At 48.2% G+C, this 16,469-nt stretch carries 14 protein-coding genes, 1 tRNA gene and 1 other annotated feature; of the genes, 4 read left to right on the top strand and 11 right to left on the bottom strand.

The window, feature by feature from the left end; all coding sequences use genetic code 11:
* Nucleotides 1-46 precede the first annotated feature (46 nt).
* From asnA to B4C70_RS13885, 3 genes are all read right to left on the bottom strand, one after another.
* Entirely contained in the window at nucleotides 47-1,021 is a 975-nt protein-coding gene (asnA, locus tag B4C70_RS13895) for an aspartate--ammonia ligase (RefSeq protein WP_029340849.1), read from the bottom strand.
* Between the two features lie 66 nt (nucleotides 1,022-1,087).
* Nucleotides 1,088-1,335: a binding site (T-box leader), on the bottom strand.
* A gap of 144 nt (nucleotides 1,336-1,479) precedes the next feature.
* Entirely contained in the window at nucleotides 1,480-2,367 is an 888-nt protein-coding gene (locus B4C70_RS13890; RefSeq protein ID WP_058703664.1) for a carbohydrate ABC transporter permease, read from the bottom strand.
* Entirely contained in the window at nucleotides 2,364-3,251 is an 888-nt protein-coding gene (locus B4C70_RS13885) for a carbohydrate ABC transporter permease (protein ID WP_023467232.1), read from the bottom strand. Before B4C70_RS13885 ends, B4C70_RS13890 begins: the two co-directional genes overlap by 4 nt.
* A gap of 166 nt (nucleotides 3,252-3,417) precedes the next feature.
* Here B4C70_RS13885 and B4C70_RS13880 point away from each other — a divergent pair, with 166 nt between their 5' ends.
* A complete protein-coding gene (locus B4C70_RS13880) occupies nucleotides 3,418-5,097 on the top strand; it encodes a formate--tetrahydrofolate ligase (RefSeq protein WP_290780415.1) in 1,680 nt (559 codons plus the stop codon).
* 16 nt (nucleotides 5,098-5,113) lie between these two features.
* Nucleotides 5,114-6,070, top strand: a complete 957-nt coding sequence (locus B4C70_RS13875) for an alpha/beta fold hydrolase (RefSeq protein ID WP_082202576.1) — start codon at nucleotides 5,114-5,116, stop codon at nucleotides 6,068-6,070.
* Between the two features lie 73 nt (nucleotides 6,071-6,143).
* On the opposite strand, the gene B4C70_RS13870 is transcribed toward B4C70_RS13875, so the two are convergent.
* Nucleotides 6,144-6,563 carry a hypothetical protein gene (locus tag B4C70_RS13870; RefSeq protein WP_023467229.1) on the bottom strand — a complete coding sequence of 140 codons (420 nt, stop codon included), beginning with the start codon at nucleotides 6,561-6,563 and terminating at the stop codon, nucleotides 6,144-6,146.
* The gene (locus tag B4C70_RS13865; protein ID WP_244290094.1) at nucleotides 6,560-7,105 is read right to left on the bottom strand and encodes an imm11 family protein; all 546 of its coding nucleotides are present in this window, start codon (nucleotides 7,103-7,105) and stop codon (nucleotides 6,560-6,562) included. The genes B4C70_RS13870 and B4C70_RS13865 overlap by 4 nt, the downstream gene beginning before the upstream one ends.
* Nucleotides 7,106-7,274: 169 nt before the next feature.
* Here B4C70_RS13865 and B4C70_RS13860 point away from each other — a divergent pair.
* Together B4C70_RS13860 and B4C70_RS13855 are read left to right on the top strand one after the other, a co-directional pair.
* Nucleotides 7,275-7,348: transfer RNA gene (locus tag B4C70_RS13860), tRNA-Gly, on the top strand.
* Between the two features lie 152 nt (nucleotides 7,349-7,500).
* Nucleotides 7,501-8,310: an MBL fold metallo-hydrolase gene (locus tag B4C70_RS13855; RefSeq protein ID WP_290780411.1), complete on the top strand. Its 810-nt coding sequence runs from the start codon at nucleotides 7,501-7,503 to the stop codon at nucleotides 8,308-8,310.
* Nucleotides 8,311-8,363: 53 nt separating this feature from the next.
* Here B4C70_RS13855 and argF read toward each other — a convergent pair whose 3' ends face one another.
* From argF to argJ, 6 genes are read right to left on the bottom strand one after another with little or no spacing between them, the layout of a single operon-like run.
* On the bottom strand, nucleotides 8,364-9,293 hold the full coding sequence (argF, locus tag B4C70_RS13850) for an ornithine carbamoyltransferase (protein ID WP_290780408.1): 930 nt from the start codon (nucleotides 9,291-9,293) through the stop codon (nucleotides 8,364-8,366).
* Entirely contained in the window at nucleotides 9,290-12,322 is a 3,033-nt protein-coding gene (gene carB, locus B4C70_RS13845; protein WP_214728500.1) for a carbamoyl-phosphate synthase (glutamine-hydrolyzing) large subunit, read from the bottom strand. Before carB ends, argF begins: the two co-directional genes overlap by 4 nt.
* The gene (locus tag B4C70_RS13840) at nucleotides 12,312-13,370 is read right to left on the bottom strand and encodes a carbamoyl phosphate synthase small subunit (RefSeq protein ID WP_214728498.1); all 1,059 of its coding nucleotides are present in this window, start codon (nucleotides 13,368-13,370) and stop codon (nucleotides 12,312-12,314) included. The genes carB and B4C70_RS13840 overlap by 11 nt, the downstream gene beginning before the upstream one ends.
* On the bottom strand, nucleotides 13,367-14,512 hold the full coding sequence (locus B4C70_RS13835) for an acetylornithine transaminase (protein WP_290780403.1): 1,146 nt from the start codon (nucleotides 14,510-14,512) through the stop codon (nucleotides 13,367-13,369). The genes B4C70_RS13840 and B4C70_RS13835 overlap by 4 nt, the downstream gene beginning before the upstream one ends.
* A complete protein-coding gene (gene argB, locus B4C70_RS13830; protein WP_214728494.1) occupies nucleotides 14,478-15,251 on the bottom strand; it encodes an acetylglutamate kinase in 774 nt (257 codons plus the stop codon). Before argB ends, B4C70_RS13835 begins: the two co-directional genes overlap by 35 nt.
* Complete coding sequence (gene argJ / locus B4C70_RS13825; protein ID WP_290780400.1) at nucleotides 15,248-16,465, bottom strand: bifunctional glutamate N-acetyltransferase/amino-acid acetyltransferase ArgJ; 1,218 nt, start codon at nucleotides 16,463-16,465, stop codon at nucleotides 15,248-15,250. Before argJ ends, argB begins: the two co-directional genes overlap by 4 nt.
* Between the last annotated feature and the right edge of the window lie 4 nt (nucleotides 16,466-16,469).

Raw genomic sequence — 16,469 nt, 5'->3', positions numbered from 1 at the left:
TACTTTATAAAACATCCTGTTTTGACGCTTTCTTACTATATATATGTCAGAGCAAGTGGACGCCTTCCGCTTGAAGACTTTTACGCGTCTCTTCTGACCAGACAGAAGCTTGGACTTCACCGATGTGACGTTTTTTCAATAAGAACATCGCCATACGGGATTGACCGATCCCTCCACCCATCGTTAACGGTAGACGCTCTTCGAGCACACCTTGATGGAACGGGAACGCCAATTTATCCTCTTCTTGAGCAATCGCCGTCTGTTTTAAAAGTGCTTCACGATCAACGCGAATTCCCATTGAAGACAATTCGAATGCTCCGATTTCTGGGTGGTGTACTAAAATGTCACCGTTGAGTGTCCAGTCATCGTAGTCAGCCGCTCGACCATCGTGCTTCTCGCCTGAAGCCAGTGCGCCACCGATTTGCATGAGGAAAACGGCGCCATATGCTTTCGTGACTTCCGTTTCACGTTCTTTCGTTGAAAGAGTCGGATACGCATCCTCTAGCTCTTGTGTCGTCATGAAATGAATCGTTTCCGGTAAGATTGCCGAAATACCATACTCCGCTTCCACTTCTTGTTCGACTTGGCGAATCGTTGCATAGATCGCTTGTACCGTTTCTTGTAAATAAGCACTCGTCCGTTGTTCTTTCGTAATGATCCGTTCCCAATCCCACTGATCGACGTGAATGGAGTGTGTCGCATCCAGCATCTCATCGCGACGAATCGCATGCATCAACGTGTATAATCCTTCTCCCGCTTCAAATCCGTACGTATGAAGCGCTTGACGCTTCCATTTCGCAAGAGATTGTACGATTTCAAGATCTGCTGTGTGATCCAAGGCATCGAAGCGAATGATCCGCTCTACGCCGTTGAGATGATCGTTGACACCGAGTGTGCTTTCTACGAACAATGGTGCTTCGACACGTGTCAATCCGAGTGTCGTCGAAAAGCGTTCTTCAAAGCGTTTCTTTACGAGTGTGATAGCTTCCTGTGTGTGTTTCATCGATACGAGTGTTGTCATGGTGGTGTTCCTCCTCAATTGTGTTTTGAAAAAGAAGCCATAAAAAAGAGCCCTTCTTTCCCAAGAATATGGGACGAAAGACTCGGTTCCGCGGTACCACCCATGTTAGCAACGATGTTGCTCACTCAAAAGACGAATCACTTCATCTTCGGCCATATGATAACGGACAGGCAACTCCGGCTACGCCTACTTACATTCGGGTTCGGGTAGCGACTCCGGGAGGTTCTTCGCATCTTGCTTCCGACTGGGCTCTCACCATCCCCAGCTCGCTATACGGTCGTACAAGGTGTTACTCTTCCCTTCAACGTCGTTGTTACAATTGAATTGAGAACATCGTACAACAGGTCGCAAGTGTTTGAAAAGACTTTTTTTCAAAAAAAATAAAAGTTGTCAGATTAATCTGACGTGTAAAACATGAAAAAAGCGTTCTCGCAGAAGCAAGAACGCGCTTACAAAAATTATTTGATCGACCCACTCGTAATTCCTTGAATGATCTGTTTTTGCAAGGCAAAGAAGAACAACAATAACGGAATGATCCCGAGGACGAGTCCGGCAAGTGCTAAGTCCCACTGCTTCGTATACTGACCGAAGAAATAGAACGTCGCGAGTGGAATCGTTCGTAAATCGACGTCTCGTAACATCAGCGATGGCAGTAGGAAATCATTCCAAATCCAAAGCGTGTTCAAGATGATGATCGTGACCGTGATCGGTTTGAGTAATGGGAACACGATACGCCAGAATACACCCCATTGTGAACAACCATCAATGATGGCTGCCTCCTCGATTTCTTCAGGAATCGACTTCATGAATCCATGGTATAAGAAGATTGATAATCCAGATCCAAAACCAAGATACATCAGAATCAATCCCCAATAACTGTTCTGCAATCCGAGATCACCAGACAGTTTCGATAAGGGAATCATGATCGACTGGAATGGAATGATCATCGCGGCAACGAATAAGAAAAAGATGATCGTCGACAAGCGTGTTTTCGTCCGGACGAGTTTCCAAGCTGCCATCGAACAAAAGATGATGATGACCGCGTTAGCGCCGACTGTAATGATGACGGAGTTTAAAAAGACTTTTCCGAAGTTCATGGCTTCCCATGCTTCTGAATAGTTGGACGTCATCCATTCCTTTGGTAGGCCAGATGTATTCGTAAAGATATCTCCCTGCGTCTTGAATGAATTCGAGACGACGTAATAAAACGGAATCATATACAGAAGCCCCATCAATAAGGCTGCCAGTTCGACTGTTCCAAGACGGAATGAATAACGACCTCTCGTCTTTTTAGAGCGCTTCGGTTTCTCCTCTTGCGGAGTGGGTAACGGTTGTGCCGTACTCATGCTTCCACCTCCCGTTTTTTCGTCAGATAGACTTGAGTGACTGTAATCGCGGCGACAACAACGAAGAAGATGATCGCTTTCGCTGACCCGAGTCCAAGATTATTGTTCGTAAACGATTCTTTATAAATGTTTAAAGCAAGCATTTCGGTCGATTTGAATGGTCCACCATTCGTTAGGGATAAGTTCGTATCGAATAACTTGAAGGACCATGAAATCGTCAAGAACAAACAGATCGTGACCGACGGCATGATCAGTGGCAACGTAATGTTCCGTAACGTCGAGAGACGATTGGCACCATCGATTTTTGCTGCTTCAATCAGCTCTTGTGGCACGTTTTGTAGAGCTGCGATATAGATGACCATGATGTAACCGCCACCTTGCCAAATCGAAACGATGACGATACCCCAGAATCCTGTCCGGGCATCTCCTAACCATGGAAGTTCAAATATACTCCACCCTGTCAATTCACCAATCGATGCGAAGCCTTTGACATAGATGAACTGCCAAACGAATCCGAGGATCAACCCACCGATCAAGTTCGGCATGAAGAAAATCGTTCGTAAGAAATTACGCGTGCGAATATTTTGTGTCAATAAGAACGCCAAGATGAAACCAACGACATTCGTTAAGATGACGGCAACGACCGTATATTTCGTCGTCAACCAAAATGACTGCTGGAACTGCTCGTCACTCGTAAAGAGACGGACATAGTTATCAAAGCCGATCCAATTTAATTCTCCGGTTACACCGTTCCAATCCGTGAACGAATACATGACGCCATTGAAAAACGGTACAAGCACGATCACTGCGAATACAAGAAAGACCGGTCCGACGAAGAGCCAAAAATCAAGACCGCGTTTCCACTTCTTTTGTCCAGATGTCATTGTTTCATCCCTCCTCCACTCTACAGTACGTCTTTCTCTAGCACTTGAACACGTCACCATTTGACCCATTGGGTGGAAAATATTGAACGTTTTCTTTTGGCGCGTTCGCACTAGATACGCTACTATTAGAAAAAAGAGAGATCCAATCAAAGAGGGAGTCGATACCATGGAAAAGACCATTCGTTCAGACTTAGAAATCGCACAACAAACCGTCTTACGCCCGATTCGAGAAATTGCGAACCGAATTGGTTTGCAAGAAGAGGATTTTGATACGTACGGAAAGTATAAAGCGAAGTTGACAGACGGACTGTTGAACCGATTGGCAACGAAATCTGACGGTAAATTGATCCTTGTCACTGCCATCAATCCGACAGCCGCCGGTGAAGGAAAATCAACCGTCACTGTCGGACTCGGACAGGCATTGCATCGGGCAAACCATAAGACGATGATTTGTTTACGGGAACCCTCACTCGGTCCGACGATGGGCTTAAAAGGTGGCGCGTGTGGTGGTGGCTATAGCCAAGTCCTACCGATGGAAGAGATCAATCTTCATTTCACAGGCGATATGCATGCGATCACATCTGCTCATAATACAATCAGTGCCTTGCTCGACAATCACCTGCATCAAGGTAACATCCTTGGCATCGATCCGCGTCGTATCGTCTGGAAACGCGTTCTTGATTTGAATGACCGTGCCTTGCGCCAAGTCACGATTGGTCTTGGTGGTCCTGCGCATGGCGTGCCTCGTCAAGATGGGTTCGATATCACGGTCGCTTCCGAGATCATGGCGGTCCTCTGTCTAGCAGACTCGATCACGGATCTCGAACAACGCTTGAGTCGCATCGTCGTCGCCTATACGTACGATCAACAGCCGGTTACGGTCAAAAATATTCAGGCGTCAGGAGCTGCGACGTTACTTCTAAAAGATGCGTTTCGTCCGAACCTCGTTCAAACCGTCGAAGGAACACCAGCACTGATTCACGGTGGACCGTTCGCGAACATCGCACATGGCTGTAACTCTTTGATTGCAACGCAAACTGCACTGAAGCTAAGCGATTACGTTGTCACAGAAGCAGGATTCGGAGCCGATTTAGGTGCCGAAAAGTTCTTCAACATCAAATCACGGATTGGCGGACTCCACCCGGATGCCGTCGTTATCGTCGCTACGGTGCGTGCCTTGAAGATGCACGGAGGTGTAGACAAAACGCAACTCAGCGAAGAAAATCTCGCTGCCTTAACAGATGGTCTTGCGTTACTTGAAAAACACGTCGAGACGATGAGTCTGTTCGGCGTCCCTGCCGTTGTTGCCTTGAACCGTTTCTTCACCGACACGGAAGCAGAACGGAACATGATCCTAGAATGGTGTCAGGATCGTAATATTCGTGTCGCGGAAAGTGAAGTCTTCAGTAAAGGGGGAGCTGGCGGTGAAGCACTCGTCACGGAAGTCATGCAAGCTCTTGAGGAACCGAGCCAGTTCCGCCCTCTGTATCCTGACGTCTTACCGCTTCGTCAAAAAATCGAGCGTATCGCAAAGCGTGTCTACGGTGCAGCCGACGTTCATTTTGAAGACAAAGCACTCCGCGAACTCGAACGGTGTACGGAGATGGGTTTGAATGAGTTACCGATTTGTATGGCAAAAACACCATTTTCTTTAACCGATGACCCTGCTCGTTATGGTCGTGTCGAAGACTTCACGATCACGGTCCGCGAAATCCGACCATCGGTTGGTGCAGGGTTCATCGTTGCATTGACTGGGAATGTATTAACGATGCCAGGATTACCCGCAGTTCCCGCCGCCTTCCACATGGGCGTTTCGGAAGACGGACAGGTATTCGGACTTTCTTGATGAGAGGATGAGTTACATGACGATTGATCATTCACATTGGATAGCCTCTGACGGCTATACTACGACATTGCATAGCCTCGAAGCCCATGATCCTAAAGGAGTCGTGATCGTCTTTCACGGGATGATGGAGCATGGCGCACGGTATGAGGAATTCGCAGAATTCCTCTATGCGCATCATTACCACACGATCATCGCAGACTTACGCTGTTTCGGAACCCGAGCAGCACAGCTTGGAACACTTGGACACCTTGAGCCGAATCAAGGGTTTAAACAATTGATGCAGGACGCAGAAGAACTCGTCTCTGACATCAAAGAGCGTTATCCGACGTTACCGGTGTTCATTTTTGGTCATAGTTTTGGTTCGTTGATCGCTCGCCGGATCGGTCAAACACTCGGTCATACGGTAGCAGGAATCATCGCGAGCGGCCCCCCGACGAGTACAGGTTTACTCGGTGATGTCAGTCAAAAACTCGTCGAACGTCAAATCCATCAGCTGTCAGCAACACATCCCGCTGAACGGTTTGGACAACTCGTGTTCGGACGGTATAACTTGCGCTTCTTCCCAGCACTTTCTAAAAATGCTTGGCTCTCTTCGGATCCTCAATCCGTCATGCGCTATGATGCAGATCCATTGTCCGGTCAAACGGTCACGCTTGGGTTCTTCCACGAACTCTTGCATGCAACGAAGCTCGTCAACGCACTTGCTTCCGTCTATCAGCATCCACGTCACTTACCCCTCTTATTGCTTGCTGGTGGGGATGACGCGGTCGCGTTCGATGGAAAGGGTATTCATCATTTGTTCGATATGTATAATCGTGTCCGTGTCGATGCTGTACAGCTGACGATTTATCGAGGGTTGCGTCATGAGCTCTTCCATGAGTTCGAACGCATCCGCGTTTTTGCTGATATCGCGAGCTGGTTGAATAAACAAGTCAACCCTGCAGCTAAACAGTCATCTTCCCGTTCTTCTTAAGCCACATCGATCGATATAAAAAAAGGCAGCGGATCCTTGTGATCCGTTGCCTTTTGCACTTCTATCGTATCCTTCATTGAATCCAAGTCAGTGAAGAAATCATCGCTTCGATTTCTTCGATTTCAAGCGTCTCGCGTTCTGCAGAGTACGTCAATAAGACTAACCGTTCCCCGTCCGAATACGCGTAGATCCGTAAGAAGATATCTTCTTCTTTCCCATCTACTGCAAGCAACGCTTCTTTTGTTGAATTACGACGGACTTCAAGTGCTCCTGTTAGTTCGATGCCGAACTCTTCCACCAACAGATTGATTTCTTGTTCCGCCGCCTCATACGGTGTCAATTCTTCTGAATCGGACTCATAAATGGATAATTGGAGCGTACCCATTGCATTTTCATCCGTCGAATAAAAACTGACATATGTCTCTTCTTCTTGATATTCGAATACCTTTGGATATTCTAGCGTGATCCAATGATCGACTGTGTACTGTTTCATTTGAATTCCTCCATTCGTTGTATCTCTTCAAAGCGGATACCCGTCACAGCCATACGCTCAAATTGGCGAGCGAGTTGAGCAGAGACGAACATGCGATGCGTGCGCTCATCTCGCATAAGATGATGCGGACAAATCGAATCGCTGATTCGTCGCTCTGTCAAAAAATAGACGCGTCGTCTCGGGACCGGACGGAATACATCCGTCGTATGTAGATGTTCGATCCGACTGACAGATAAGAGATTGAGAAGATAGTACGGAACCACTCCGTCCTTCGTCTCAAGATGTACCTTGAGACATTGTACAGAAAAAGGCGCGTATGCTGCAATGACGCGTTGCACACGTTCCGAGACGAGCGGCAGATCGAATGTGTTTGGAAGGACATCCGGTAGCAAATCCGCATCTTGATTGATGGAAAAAGCAAGTACACCTACGTTATGGAACCACTCTCCTATCAATAAGCGATGACGATCGAATTGATGGTGACAGATCGCCTTCCATCCTTTTCCCATCGACTGTTCGCTCCAAACTCGCACTTCATTCACCAGACACTCTCTCCTCTACCCAACTTTACCCATATTGCAAATCAAGATTACCATTGGAAACGATTAACTAGTATTATTGTACACCGAATCTTAAAAGAAATTGCTTTTTTTCATAAAAGTTATGGAAATGCCCTCTTTGCTATGCTACTATATTTCATGTAGCCGATACGCGGGTGTAGTTTAATGGTAAAACCTCAGCCTTCCAAGCTGATGACGAGAGTTCGATTCTCTTCACCCGCTCCAATTATGACATAACATAGGTCTAGGACCATTTCCCTCTAGAGGGCAGGCGACTCGCGACGTGCGAGTCGTCTTTTTTATTGATTCTGCTGATGATTCCAACGAATTTATGGGTATACAACGATATAGATAGAGATTCGTAAAGGAGGATTCGTATGATTCAGATGAAAATGCCCGGCGTGACGATCTATCAAAGTACACTCATGAAAACGACTTCGACATTAATCGAGACGCCTGATTGTCTGATCGTCGTCGACCCTGGCTGGCTTCCCGATGAGATTGCAACGATTCGTCGAGACGTCGAAATCGTGCGTCGCGAACGACCATTATACGTCGTCTATACGCATGCCCATTTCGATCATATTTTAGGTGCCTATGCCTTTACGGATGCCATCGTCATCGCTTCTAAACCGTTCATCGATGTCGACCGACAAGAAGCGCTCCAAGCCGTCCAAGATTTTAATGATGAGTTCTATATCGATTCCCCCGTCCTTTTCCCAGACGTGACACATGTCATCCATGAGTCTGAGACGATTTTAACGATCGGACAAACGAAGTTAATCTTCTTTTTGACGCCCGGTCATGAAGCGACTCATCTTTCCTTCATCGTCATGCCACTTCACTTGTTAGTCTGCGGCGATTACGCTTCAGACGTTGAAATCCCCTTGATCGAACACGATTCCTCTGAGTATTTGACGACGCTCGAGTTACTCGAGTCGTTCATTTATGAATATGAAGTCAAACTCTTGATTCCCGGACACGGTCACATTTGTGATGTCCGAACAGAGATGATCGAACGACTTCATCAGAGCTATGATTATATTCTTGCCCTCCGTGCCGGAAAAGAATCCGACTGGGCTCCCTCTTGGCAAACGACCCCTTTTATGAAACGTCTGCATGAAAAAAATAAGCGACAAGTCAAAAAAGAACAAGAAGAACGATTAGCCCGACACCATTATGATTAACTTCGCTCAACCAAAAGACTCGGTCGCCAAATTGGCGACCGAGTCTTTTATGGTTATCCAAGTAATGTGACGAGCAACGCTTTTTGTGCGTGGAGGCGATTCTCAGCTTGATCGAAGATGACCGATTGCTTGCCATCGATGACGTCCTCCGTGACTTCCTCCCCGCGATGCGCCGGAAGGCAATGCAAGAAAATAGCTTCATCATTTGCTTGATTCATAATATTGGCATTAACCTGATATCCTTCAAATGCTTGCAGACGCATCGTCCCTTCTTCTTCTTGTCCCATACTCGCGAAGACATCCGTATACACGACGTCTGCACCACTTGCCGCTTCCTCGGGATCCGTCATGACGATGATGTTTCCACCCGTTTCCTTCGCAATGACTTGTGCCTCATGAACGATTTGTGGATCAGGAGCATACGCCTCCGGCGCACAGATGCGAACTTCCATTCCACTGAGCGCTCCACCAATCATCAGCGAATGCGCCATGTTATTTCCGTCCCCGATATATGTCAAAATCTTCCCAGACCGGGTTCCAAATGTCTCTTCGATTGTCAGCAAGTCAGCAAGGACTTGGCACGGATGGTGTAGATCCGTCAATCCATTGATGATTGGAATCGTACCATGTGCCGCAAGTGTGTCGACGATCTCATGACCGAACGTCCGAATCATCAGGGCATCGACGTAACGGCTCATGACTTGAATCGTATCTGAGAGCGGCTCCCCCCGCCCGATTTGCATGTCTGCTCCACTTAGCACGATCGGATGTCCACCGAGTTCGACGACACCCACCTCAAACGATAGACGTGTTCGCGTGGATGCCTTTTCAAACAATAAGGCCACTTTTTTATGGCTTAATGCGTTTTGGTAGACACTCGGCTGATGCTTGATGTCTTTCGCGAGTGCCAACAGCTCCGTCAGTGCTTCCGGCGTCAGTTCCGCCATCGTCAAGAAATGCTTTAGTTGTTGCATCGTCTTCATTTTACTTCCTCCTTGATCGGCTCTGTCCATGTATGAAGTGGCTTCACAGCATAAGGGGACTTTTCTGTCGCTTGTAGATGATAATGTGCTAGTTCAGGTTCTGTCAGAACTTGTACCCCGGCAGCAAGCGCTGCTTCGCGACTCGCTTTTTCTTCTGTCACGTGCGAATAGAAAATCGCACATTGTGCCCAGTCAATCGTTTCATCTAATGCTACACCCGTTCCGAAAGCCTCTGTATCTGCTCCAGCAACGATGATGTCTCTCGTCGTCAAATGTCGTTTTGTCGTCTCATCGAAAATGAAACGTTCCAGCGCCAGTCCGTCTGTCGTCCATTGCAGCGTTTCACCTGTCGAACGCATGACGGGACCTGTTTTCGGATCAACACCTTGTAGTTTCAACGTTGAAAAAACAGGGGTCTTGACGGCATGGAAATCAAGTTTCGTCTGTTCCGTTGGTAGTGCGACCGCTTGACCGACCGCTGCTTGGACTGCCCACTGCAAGATCGGTTGACCTGTTACTTTGGCGACGATCGGTAACGTGCGGGAGGCACGCGGATTGATTTCTAGCACGTAGACTTGATCGTCATGCAAGACGAATTGGATATTGTACGCTCCTTTATAATCCATTCGTTGCCCGATCATCTGTGCAATTCGCTCGATTTCGCTCTGAACGGTATCGCTGAGCGATACAGGTGGCAGAATCATCGTCGAATCTCCAGAGTGAACTCCTGCCCGTTCCAATTGCTCCATCAAAATCGGAACGTACGTCGTTGTTCCGTCCGTAATACAGTCGACTTCAATTTCCTTTCCTTGGAGGTAGGCATCCACGAGGACAGGGAATGCTAATTCGGACACGATCGTCTCTAATTGCTCTTGATCGTGGATGATATGCATTCCCTTACCTCCGATGACATAGGATGGACGAATCATGACCGGGTAACCGATCGTTGTTGCGACTTCTATCATTTGTTCGTGCGTCGCCACTTCTTGTCCCGGAATACGATCGATACCAATGTCATCTAAAAATTGATAGAACCGCTCACGGTCTTCCATTTGATCGATGACATCTGCCGTCGTTCCGAGAAGATGATAACCGGCTTTCTCCAAACCAGACGCCAGCGCAATCCCCGTTTGTCCTCCGAACTGGACTAAAACGTCTTCGCAATCCTCTGCTTCTAGTACATGCATGACGTCTTCAAGTGTCAACGGCTCGACATACAGGCGATCTGCGACTTCGAAGTCGGTCGAGACGGTTTCTGGGTTATTGTTGATCATGATCGTTTCATAACCGGATGCTTGCAATGCACGTACCGCGTGAACGGAGCAATAATCAAATTCGATTCCTTGACCGATCCGAATGGGTCCCGCACCGATGACAGCGACTTTCTTTTTCGTCGATGCTGTGACTTCCGTTTGACCACTCCAGTTTCCGTAGAAATAAGGCGTCGCACTCTTGAACTCACCTGCACATGTATCGATCATATGATAGACAGGGAGGATGCCTTTTTCTTTACGTAAGTGCTCGATCTCTACAGCACTGACACCCGTCAGAAGCGCAATTTGTTCGTCCGTAAAGCCCATCATTTTGGTTTGCTTTAGAGAACTTTCATTCGATACATCGATTTTTTGTTGCTGATCGACAAGACGTTGAAGTACTTTGACGAATAAAGCTTGTACTTTCGTCTGTTCAACGAGTTCTTCGACGGTCGTCTCCTTGCGATCGAGTAGTGCGAGCATCGCAAGCAAGCGACGGTCCGTCGGAGCCTTTATTTCTTTCCACAATACGTCAGCCTCCGCTGTTTTCATCCATGTCGGATAAAGAGGTGATTGCTCAACTCCCGCACCGCGCCACGCCTTTTGTAACGCTTCTTCTAGCGTCTTCCCCATCGCCATGCTCTCACCCGTCGCCTTCATTTGTGTTCCAAGCGTCCGGTTACTGCCGGTAAATAGATCAAATGGGAAACAAGGCACTTTTGCCGTGATATAATCCATCGTTGGTTCGAAGCTCGCCATCGTTTCCTTCGTGACAGGATTGATGCAATCCTCGAGTCGCTCACCGAGCGCAAGACGTGTCGCTAATTTTGCGATCGGATATCCCGTCGCCTTGGAAGCAAGTGCCGAAGAACGACTGACACGCGGATTGACTTCAATGACGAAATAGCGTTCTTCCGTCGGATGGATTGCGAATTGAATGTTGCATCCACCGATGACACCGAGATGCGATACGATTTTACGCGCTTCCGTCCGCAATTGTTGATTCATTCGATCCGAAATCGACTGAATCGGTGCAAAGACGACCGAGTCCCCGGTATGGACACCGACAGGATCGATGTTTTCCATGTTACAAACGATGATCGTCGTATCTGCGCTGTCACGCATGACTTCGTATTCGACTTCTTTATAGCCAGCGATACTCACTTCAACCAAACACTGTGAAATCGGACTCGCTTGTAAGCCGTTCTGCGCTAACAGACGTGCCTCGTCCTTCGTCAACGCGATTCCACCGCCCGTTCCCCCGAGCGTAAAGGCTGGTCGGATGACGAGTGGCACCCCGTGTACTGCCATGAAATCTTCAAGTTCTGCTAACGACTCGATTGTTTGACTTTCCGGGAGCGGTTGCGCGAGTTCGATCATCTTTTGCTTGAATCGTTCACGATCTTCTCCGTCTCGGATCGTCTCAAGCGATGTCCCTAGAAGTTCGACACCGTATTGCTCAAGTACGCCTGCTTCTTCGAGTGACATCGCAAGATTGAGTGCCGTTTGTCCGCCGACCGTCGCTAGGAGATGGGATGGTCGATCTTGTTCGATGATGGCCGTTGCTTTTTCAAGGGTCATCGCCTCAATGTAGACATGATCTGCCGTGCTCGGATCCGTCATGATAGTAGCCGGATTCGAATTCATTAAGATGACCTCGCATCCCGCTTCTCGAAGCGCCTGACAGGCTTGTGTGCCGGAATAATCAAATTCTGCTGCTTGCCCGATGACGATCGGACCCGAACCGATGACGAGTACTTTCTGTTTATCCCACATATGCTACCTCCTGATGTAATACGCTATTTACGAATTGATCGAAGACGACCATCGCCTCTGTCGGTCCTGGACTTGCTTCTGGGTGAAATTGGACTGTCATGATCGGTAGAGCCGGATGAATCAATCCTTCAACGGATCCATCATTGATGTGTTCGTACGCAAGTTCCATTTCAGACGCTTCGATACTTTTTACATCAACGGCATAACCATGATTTTGAGACGTCATGAACACTTGTCCGGATGCCAGATGACGTACAGGATGATTCGCTCCTCGGTGTCCGTGATGTTGTTTTAATAAGGTACAGCCGAAGGCATGAGCGAGAACCTGATGTCCCATACAAATACCAAGTGTCGGATAGCTCGTCGCCAGTTCACGGATTCCTGAAAGGAACGGGTCTAATTGTGTTGGATCACCAGGTCCATTAGAAAACAGCAGACCATCTGGAGCCAGCGCTTGAATCCGTTCCGGTGTCGTATCATATGGCACGACCGTGACACGCATATGGCGTTCAAGCAAAGCATCGATCATCGATTGTTTCACACCGTAATCGATACAGACGATGTGCCCCTGGTCGGCTTCCGGTACGTATTCGATGTTTGAAGTCGTTGATACGGAAGCGATGTATGCTGTGTCGATTGACGCAGTGACAGTCATATCTACTTGCATCATGTCACCGAATTGATCGCCTTCCGTCCGTAATAGATGCACAAGAGAACGCGTATCGACTCCCGACAAAATTGGCACATTCGCTTCACCCAACCAACTCGCGAGCGATGTTCCTTCCCCGTCCTCAGCCAAAGTTTGAACGATGACACCAGCGACTTGAATCTGATTGCTTTCTGACGCTTCCGCTTGAATACCGTATTGACCGATCAATGGGTATGTGAAGACAAGAATTTGTCCTTGATAAGATGGATCCGTCAAGACTTCCTGATATCCTGTCATTCCAGTGAAAAAGACGACCTCTCCTTTGACTGGAGCTGTTCCTTGCCACGAACCGGTAAACGTCGTTCCGTTCGCAAGCGTTAGTTTTCCGGATTGTTTCATACGATGACCTCCTGTTGACAAACGAGTTGTATTTTTTCGATGGCGTGCATGAGTTCCTGTTCCGTTACGAACAATGATGGCAATAAGCGAATGACATGAGGACCAGCCGATACGACGAGAAGACCATTCTCACGTAAGGCGTCAATCAGCGGTGCAACAGGCATCACACACTCGATACCAATCATCAAGCCACGTCCGCGAACAGAGCGAATGATGGATTTAGGTAGCTTTTGCTCTAATTGCTGTCTCAAAAATTCGCCTTTTCCTTGAACGTCTACCATGACAGTGTCACTTAACAAGAGGTCAAGTGTGGCTTCCGCTGCCGTCATCGCGAGTGGATTCCCACCAAAGGTCGAGCCATGCGATCCAGGTGTGAATACTTCCGCTGCCTCTGCCGTCGCGAGTAGCGCACCGACCGCGAGTCCACTTCCAAGTCCTTTCGCAAGGGTGATGATATCCGGTACGAGTGGCGTCTGCTCAAACGCAAAACGAGAACCCGTCCGACCAATTCCGGTTTGCACTTCATCGACGATGATTTTGACATCGTATTGCTGCGCCTTCTTCATCAACGCTTCTAGCCACGCATCGTCAGCGACGACGACCCCACCCTCTCCTTGAATGATTTCGAGCCATACAGCAGCAGTTTGATCCGTAATTGCTGATAGGCTTTCCATCTCGTTAAACGGTAGATGTTTGAATCCATTCACCATCTCCCCGTATCCCGCTTTGATTTTTTCCTGTCCTGTTGCGCCCATCATCGCAAATGTCCGACCATGGAAAGATTGTTTAAACGTGACAACTTCTGTTTTCCCTGTCCATTTTCGAACGAGTTTGTACGCCGCCTCGTTTGCTTCAGCACCACTGTTACAAAAGAAAGCATGACTGAGATGACTGTCTTCCGTCAGTCGCTCGGCGACCCGCTCTTGTGCCGCGATTTGAAACAGATTTGACGTATGCCAAATTCGGTTCAACTGTTCCTCTAGCCGTTGCTGAATATAAGGATGACGGTGTCCTGTGTTGCATACAGCGATTCCCATGATGAAATCAAGATACGTCTTTCCTGTCGCATCTTCTACGATCGACCCTTGTCCTTTGACCAATTCCACATCAGTACGTTGATAAGTGGGTAGTAGTGCACTCATGTAACTCCTCCTTGATTCGTGTCCCAGCAGCTAACGCATTTTTCCCAGACCGAATGACGACCTCTGGAATACCATGCTGAGTGGCCTGCATCATCGCTTCGACCTTCGGAATCATTCCCCCGTAGATTTCTCCCGACGCTATCGCAGCTTCGATGGCTGCAGACGTGATTTCTGATTGATAGTCACCGTTTACTTTTACACCTTCGACATCCGTCAACAATTCAAATCGGTCGACGGACCAAGCCTTCGCGACAGCAATGGCACACGCATCCCCGTTACTGTTCAACACACCTTGTTCCCCTGTAACAAGGGATGTGACGACCGGCACATAACCATTCGTACTCAACACTGTGAACAATCGTGGATGAATGTGCGTAATTTGACCAACTGCACCGAGTCCTTTGACTTTTTTACCATGGACGCTCGCACCGTCTAACCCGCTCATCCCGACCGCTGGAATTCCTGCCTGATTCAATTGCTGGACGATCCCGGATTGGACTTCCCCTGCTAAGATCCGTCGCGCCCCGAGTAACACACCATCCGTCGTCACACGGACACCATCTCGAAACACGGGTTTGATTCCCTCTTGTTCACAGTAACTCGATAGAAGTGGGCCACCCCCATGGACGATCAATAGTTCGTTACCGGTTTCGACCCACGCTTTCCATTCCTCGAAATACCGCGTATCCAACTGCTCCCACACACTACCACCTAGTTTGATGACTTTTCGTTTCGTCATGTTCGGTAACTCGCATTGATTTTGACGTAATCGTACGTCAGGTCACAGCCGTAAGCGTGTCCTTGTCCTACTCCGTCATGCAAATCAATGTGAATCTGTACATCCTGCTTTGCCAGTTCCTGCGATGCAACTGCTTCATCGAATAAGACAGGCATGCTCTGTTGCAGCACCCACTGCGAACCAATTTTGATGTCAACGTTTGATACATCGAGTGGCTCCTTGATACTTCCGACAGCAGCGATGATTCGTCCCCAGTTCGCATCTTCCCCAAAGATTGCTGTTTTGACGAGAGACGATCCGACGACTTGTTTAGCGACCATCCGCGCTACTTCATCGGTTTGTGTTCCCTTTACCGTCACTTCGATTAACTTCGTCGCGCCTTCCCCGTCCCGCGCAATCTGTTTCGCTAAATCTTGACAGACCGTTTCGATCGCCTGTTCGAATGCTAACGCTTCGTCCGTGCCTTCAACGATCGTTGCTCCTCCTGCAGCTCCGCTCGCTAAAATCATGACCATGTCATTTGTCGAACTGTCTCCATCTACGGTAATGCAGTTGAACGTACGATGAATCGTCCGACGCAACAGTGTCTGTAAGACATCCGGTTCAATCGTTGCATCGGTCGTCAAGAAACCAAGCATCGTCGCCATGTTCGGATGAATCATCCCTGACCCTTTTGCCACACCACAGACTGAAATTTGGATATCCCCTTGCATGTATTGTTGACCAGCTATTTTCGTACCAGTATCGGTCGTCAGGATCGCATGAGCAAAATCATCCGCGGCATCCTTGTCATTTGTAGGCATCAGCTGTGGAATACCTGCCAGTAACGTATCAATGGCTAACGGTTGACCGATGATCCCTGTTGAAGCAATCGCGACTTGTTCTGGAGCAACATTTAAACTTTTCGCCATCGCTTGTTGCGACATATACGCATGGGATAACCCTAGTTCCCCTGTACACGCATTCGCGTTCCCGCTGTTAACGAGGACGGCATGAATACGACCTTGTGACGCCTGAATCGCTTGTTTCGTCACAGCGATTGGTGCTGCTTGCACCTGATTCGTCGTATAAACAGCTGCAGCCCTTGCTCCTACTTCACACCAGATCAGACCTAAATCCTTCCGCTTTCGTTTCAGACCCACATGTATCCCGGATGCTTGAAATCCCTTCGGTGTCGTGATCGTCAATGGGGTCTCTACTTGTACTTGCCACACAGGC

This window comes from Exiguobacterium sp. UBA5002 (assembly GCF_002396765.1).
Lineage (GTDB): Bacteria > Bacillota > Bacilli > Exiguobacteriales > Exiguobacteriaceae > Exiguobacterium_A.
Note: the sequence above shows the minus strand (reverse complement) of the source record. Positions and strands in the feature narration are given on the sequence as shown.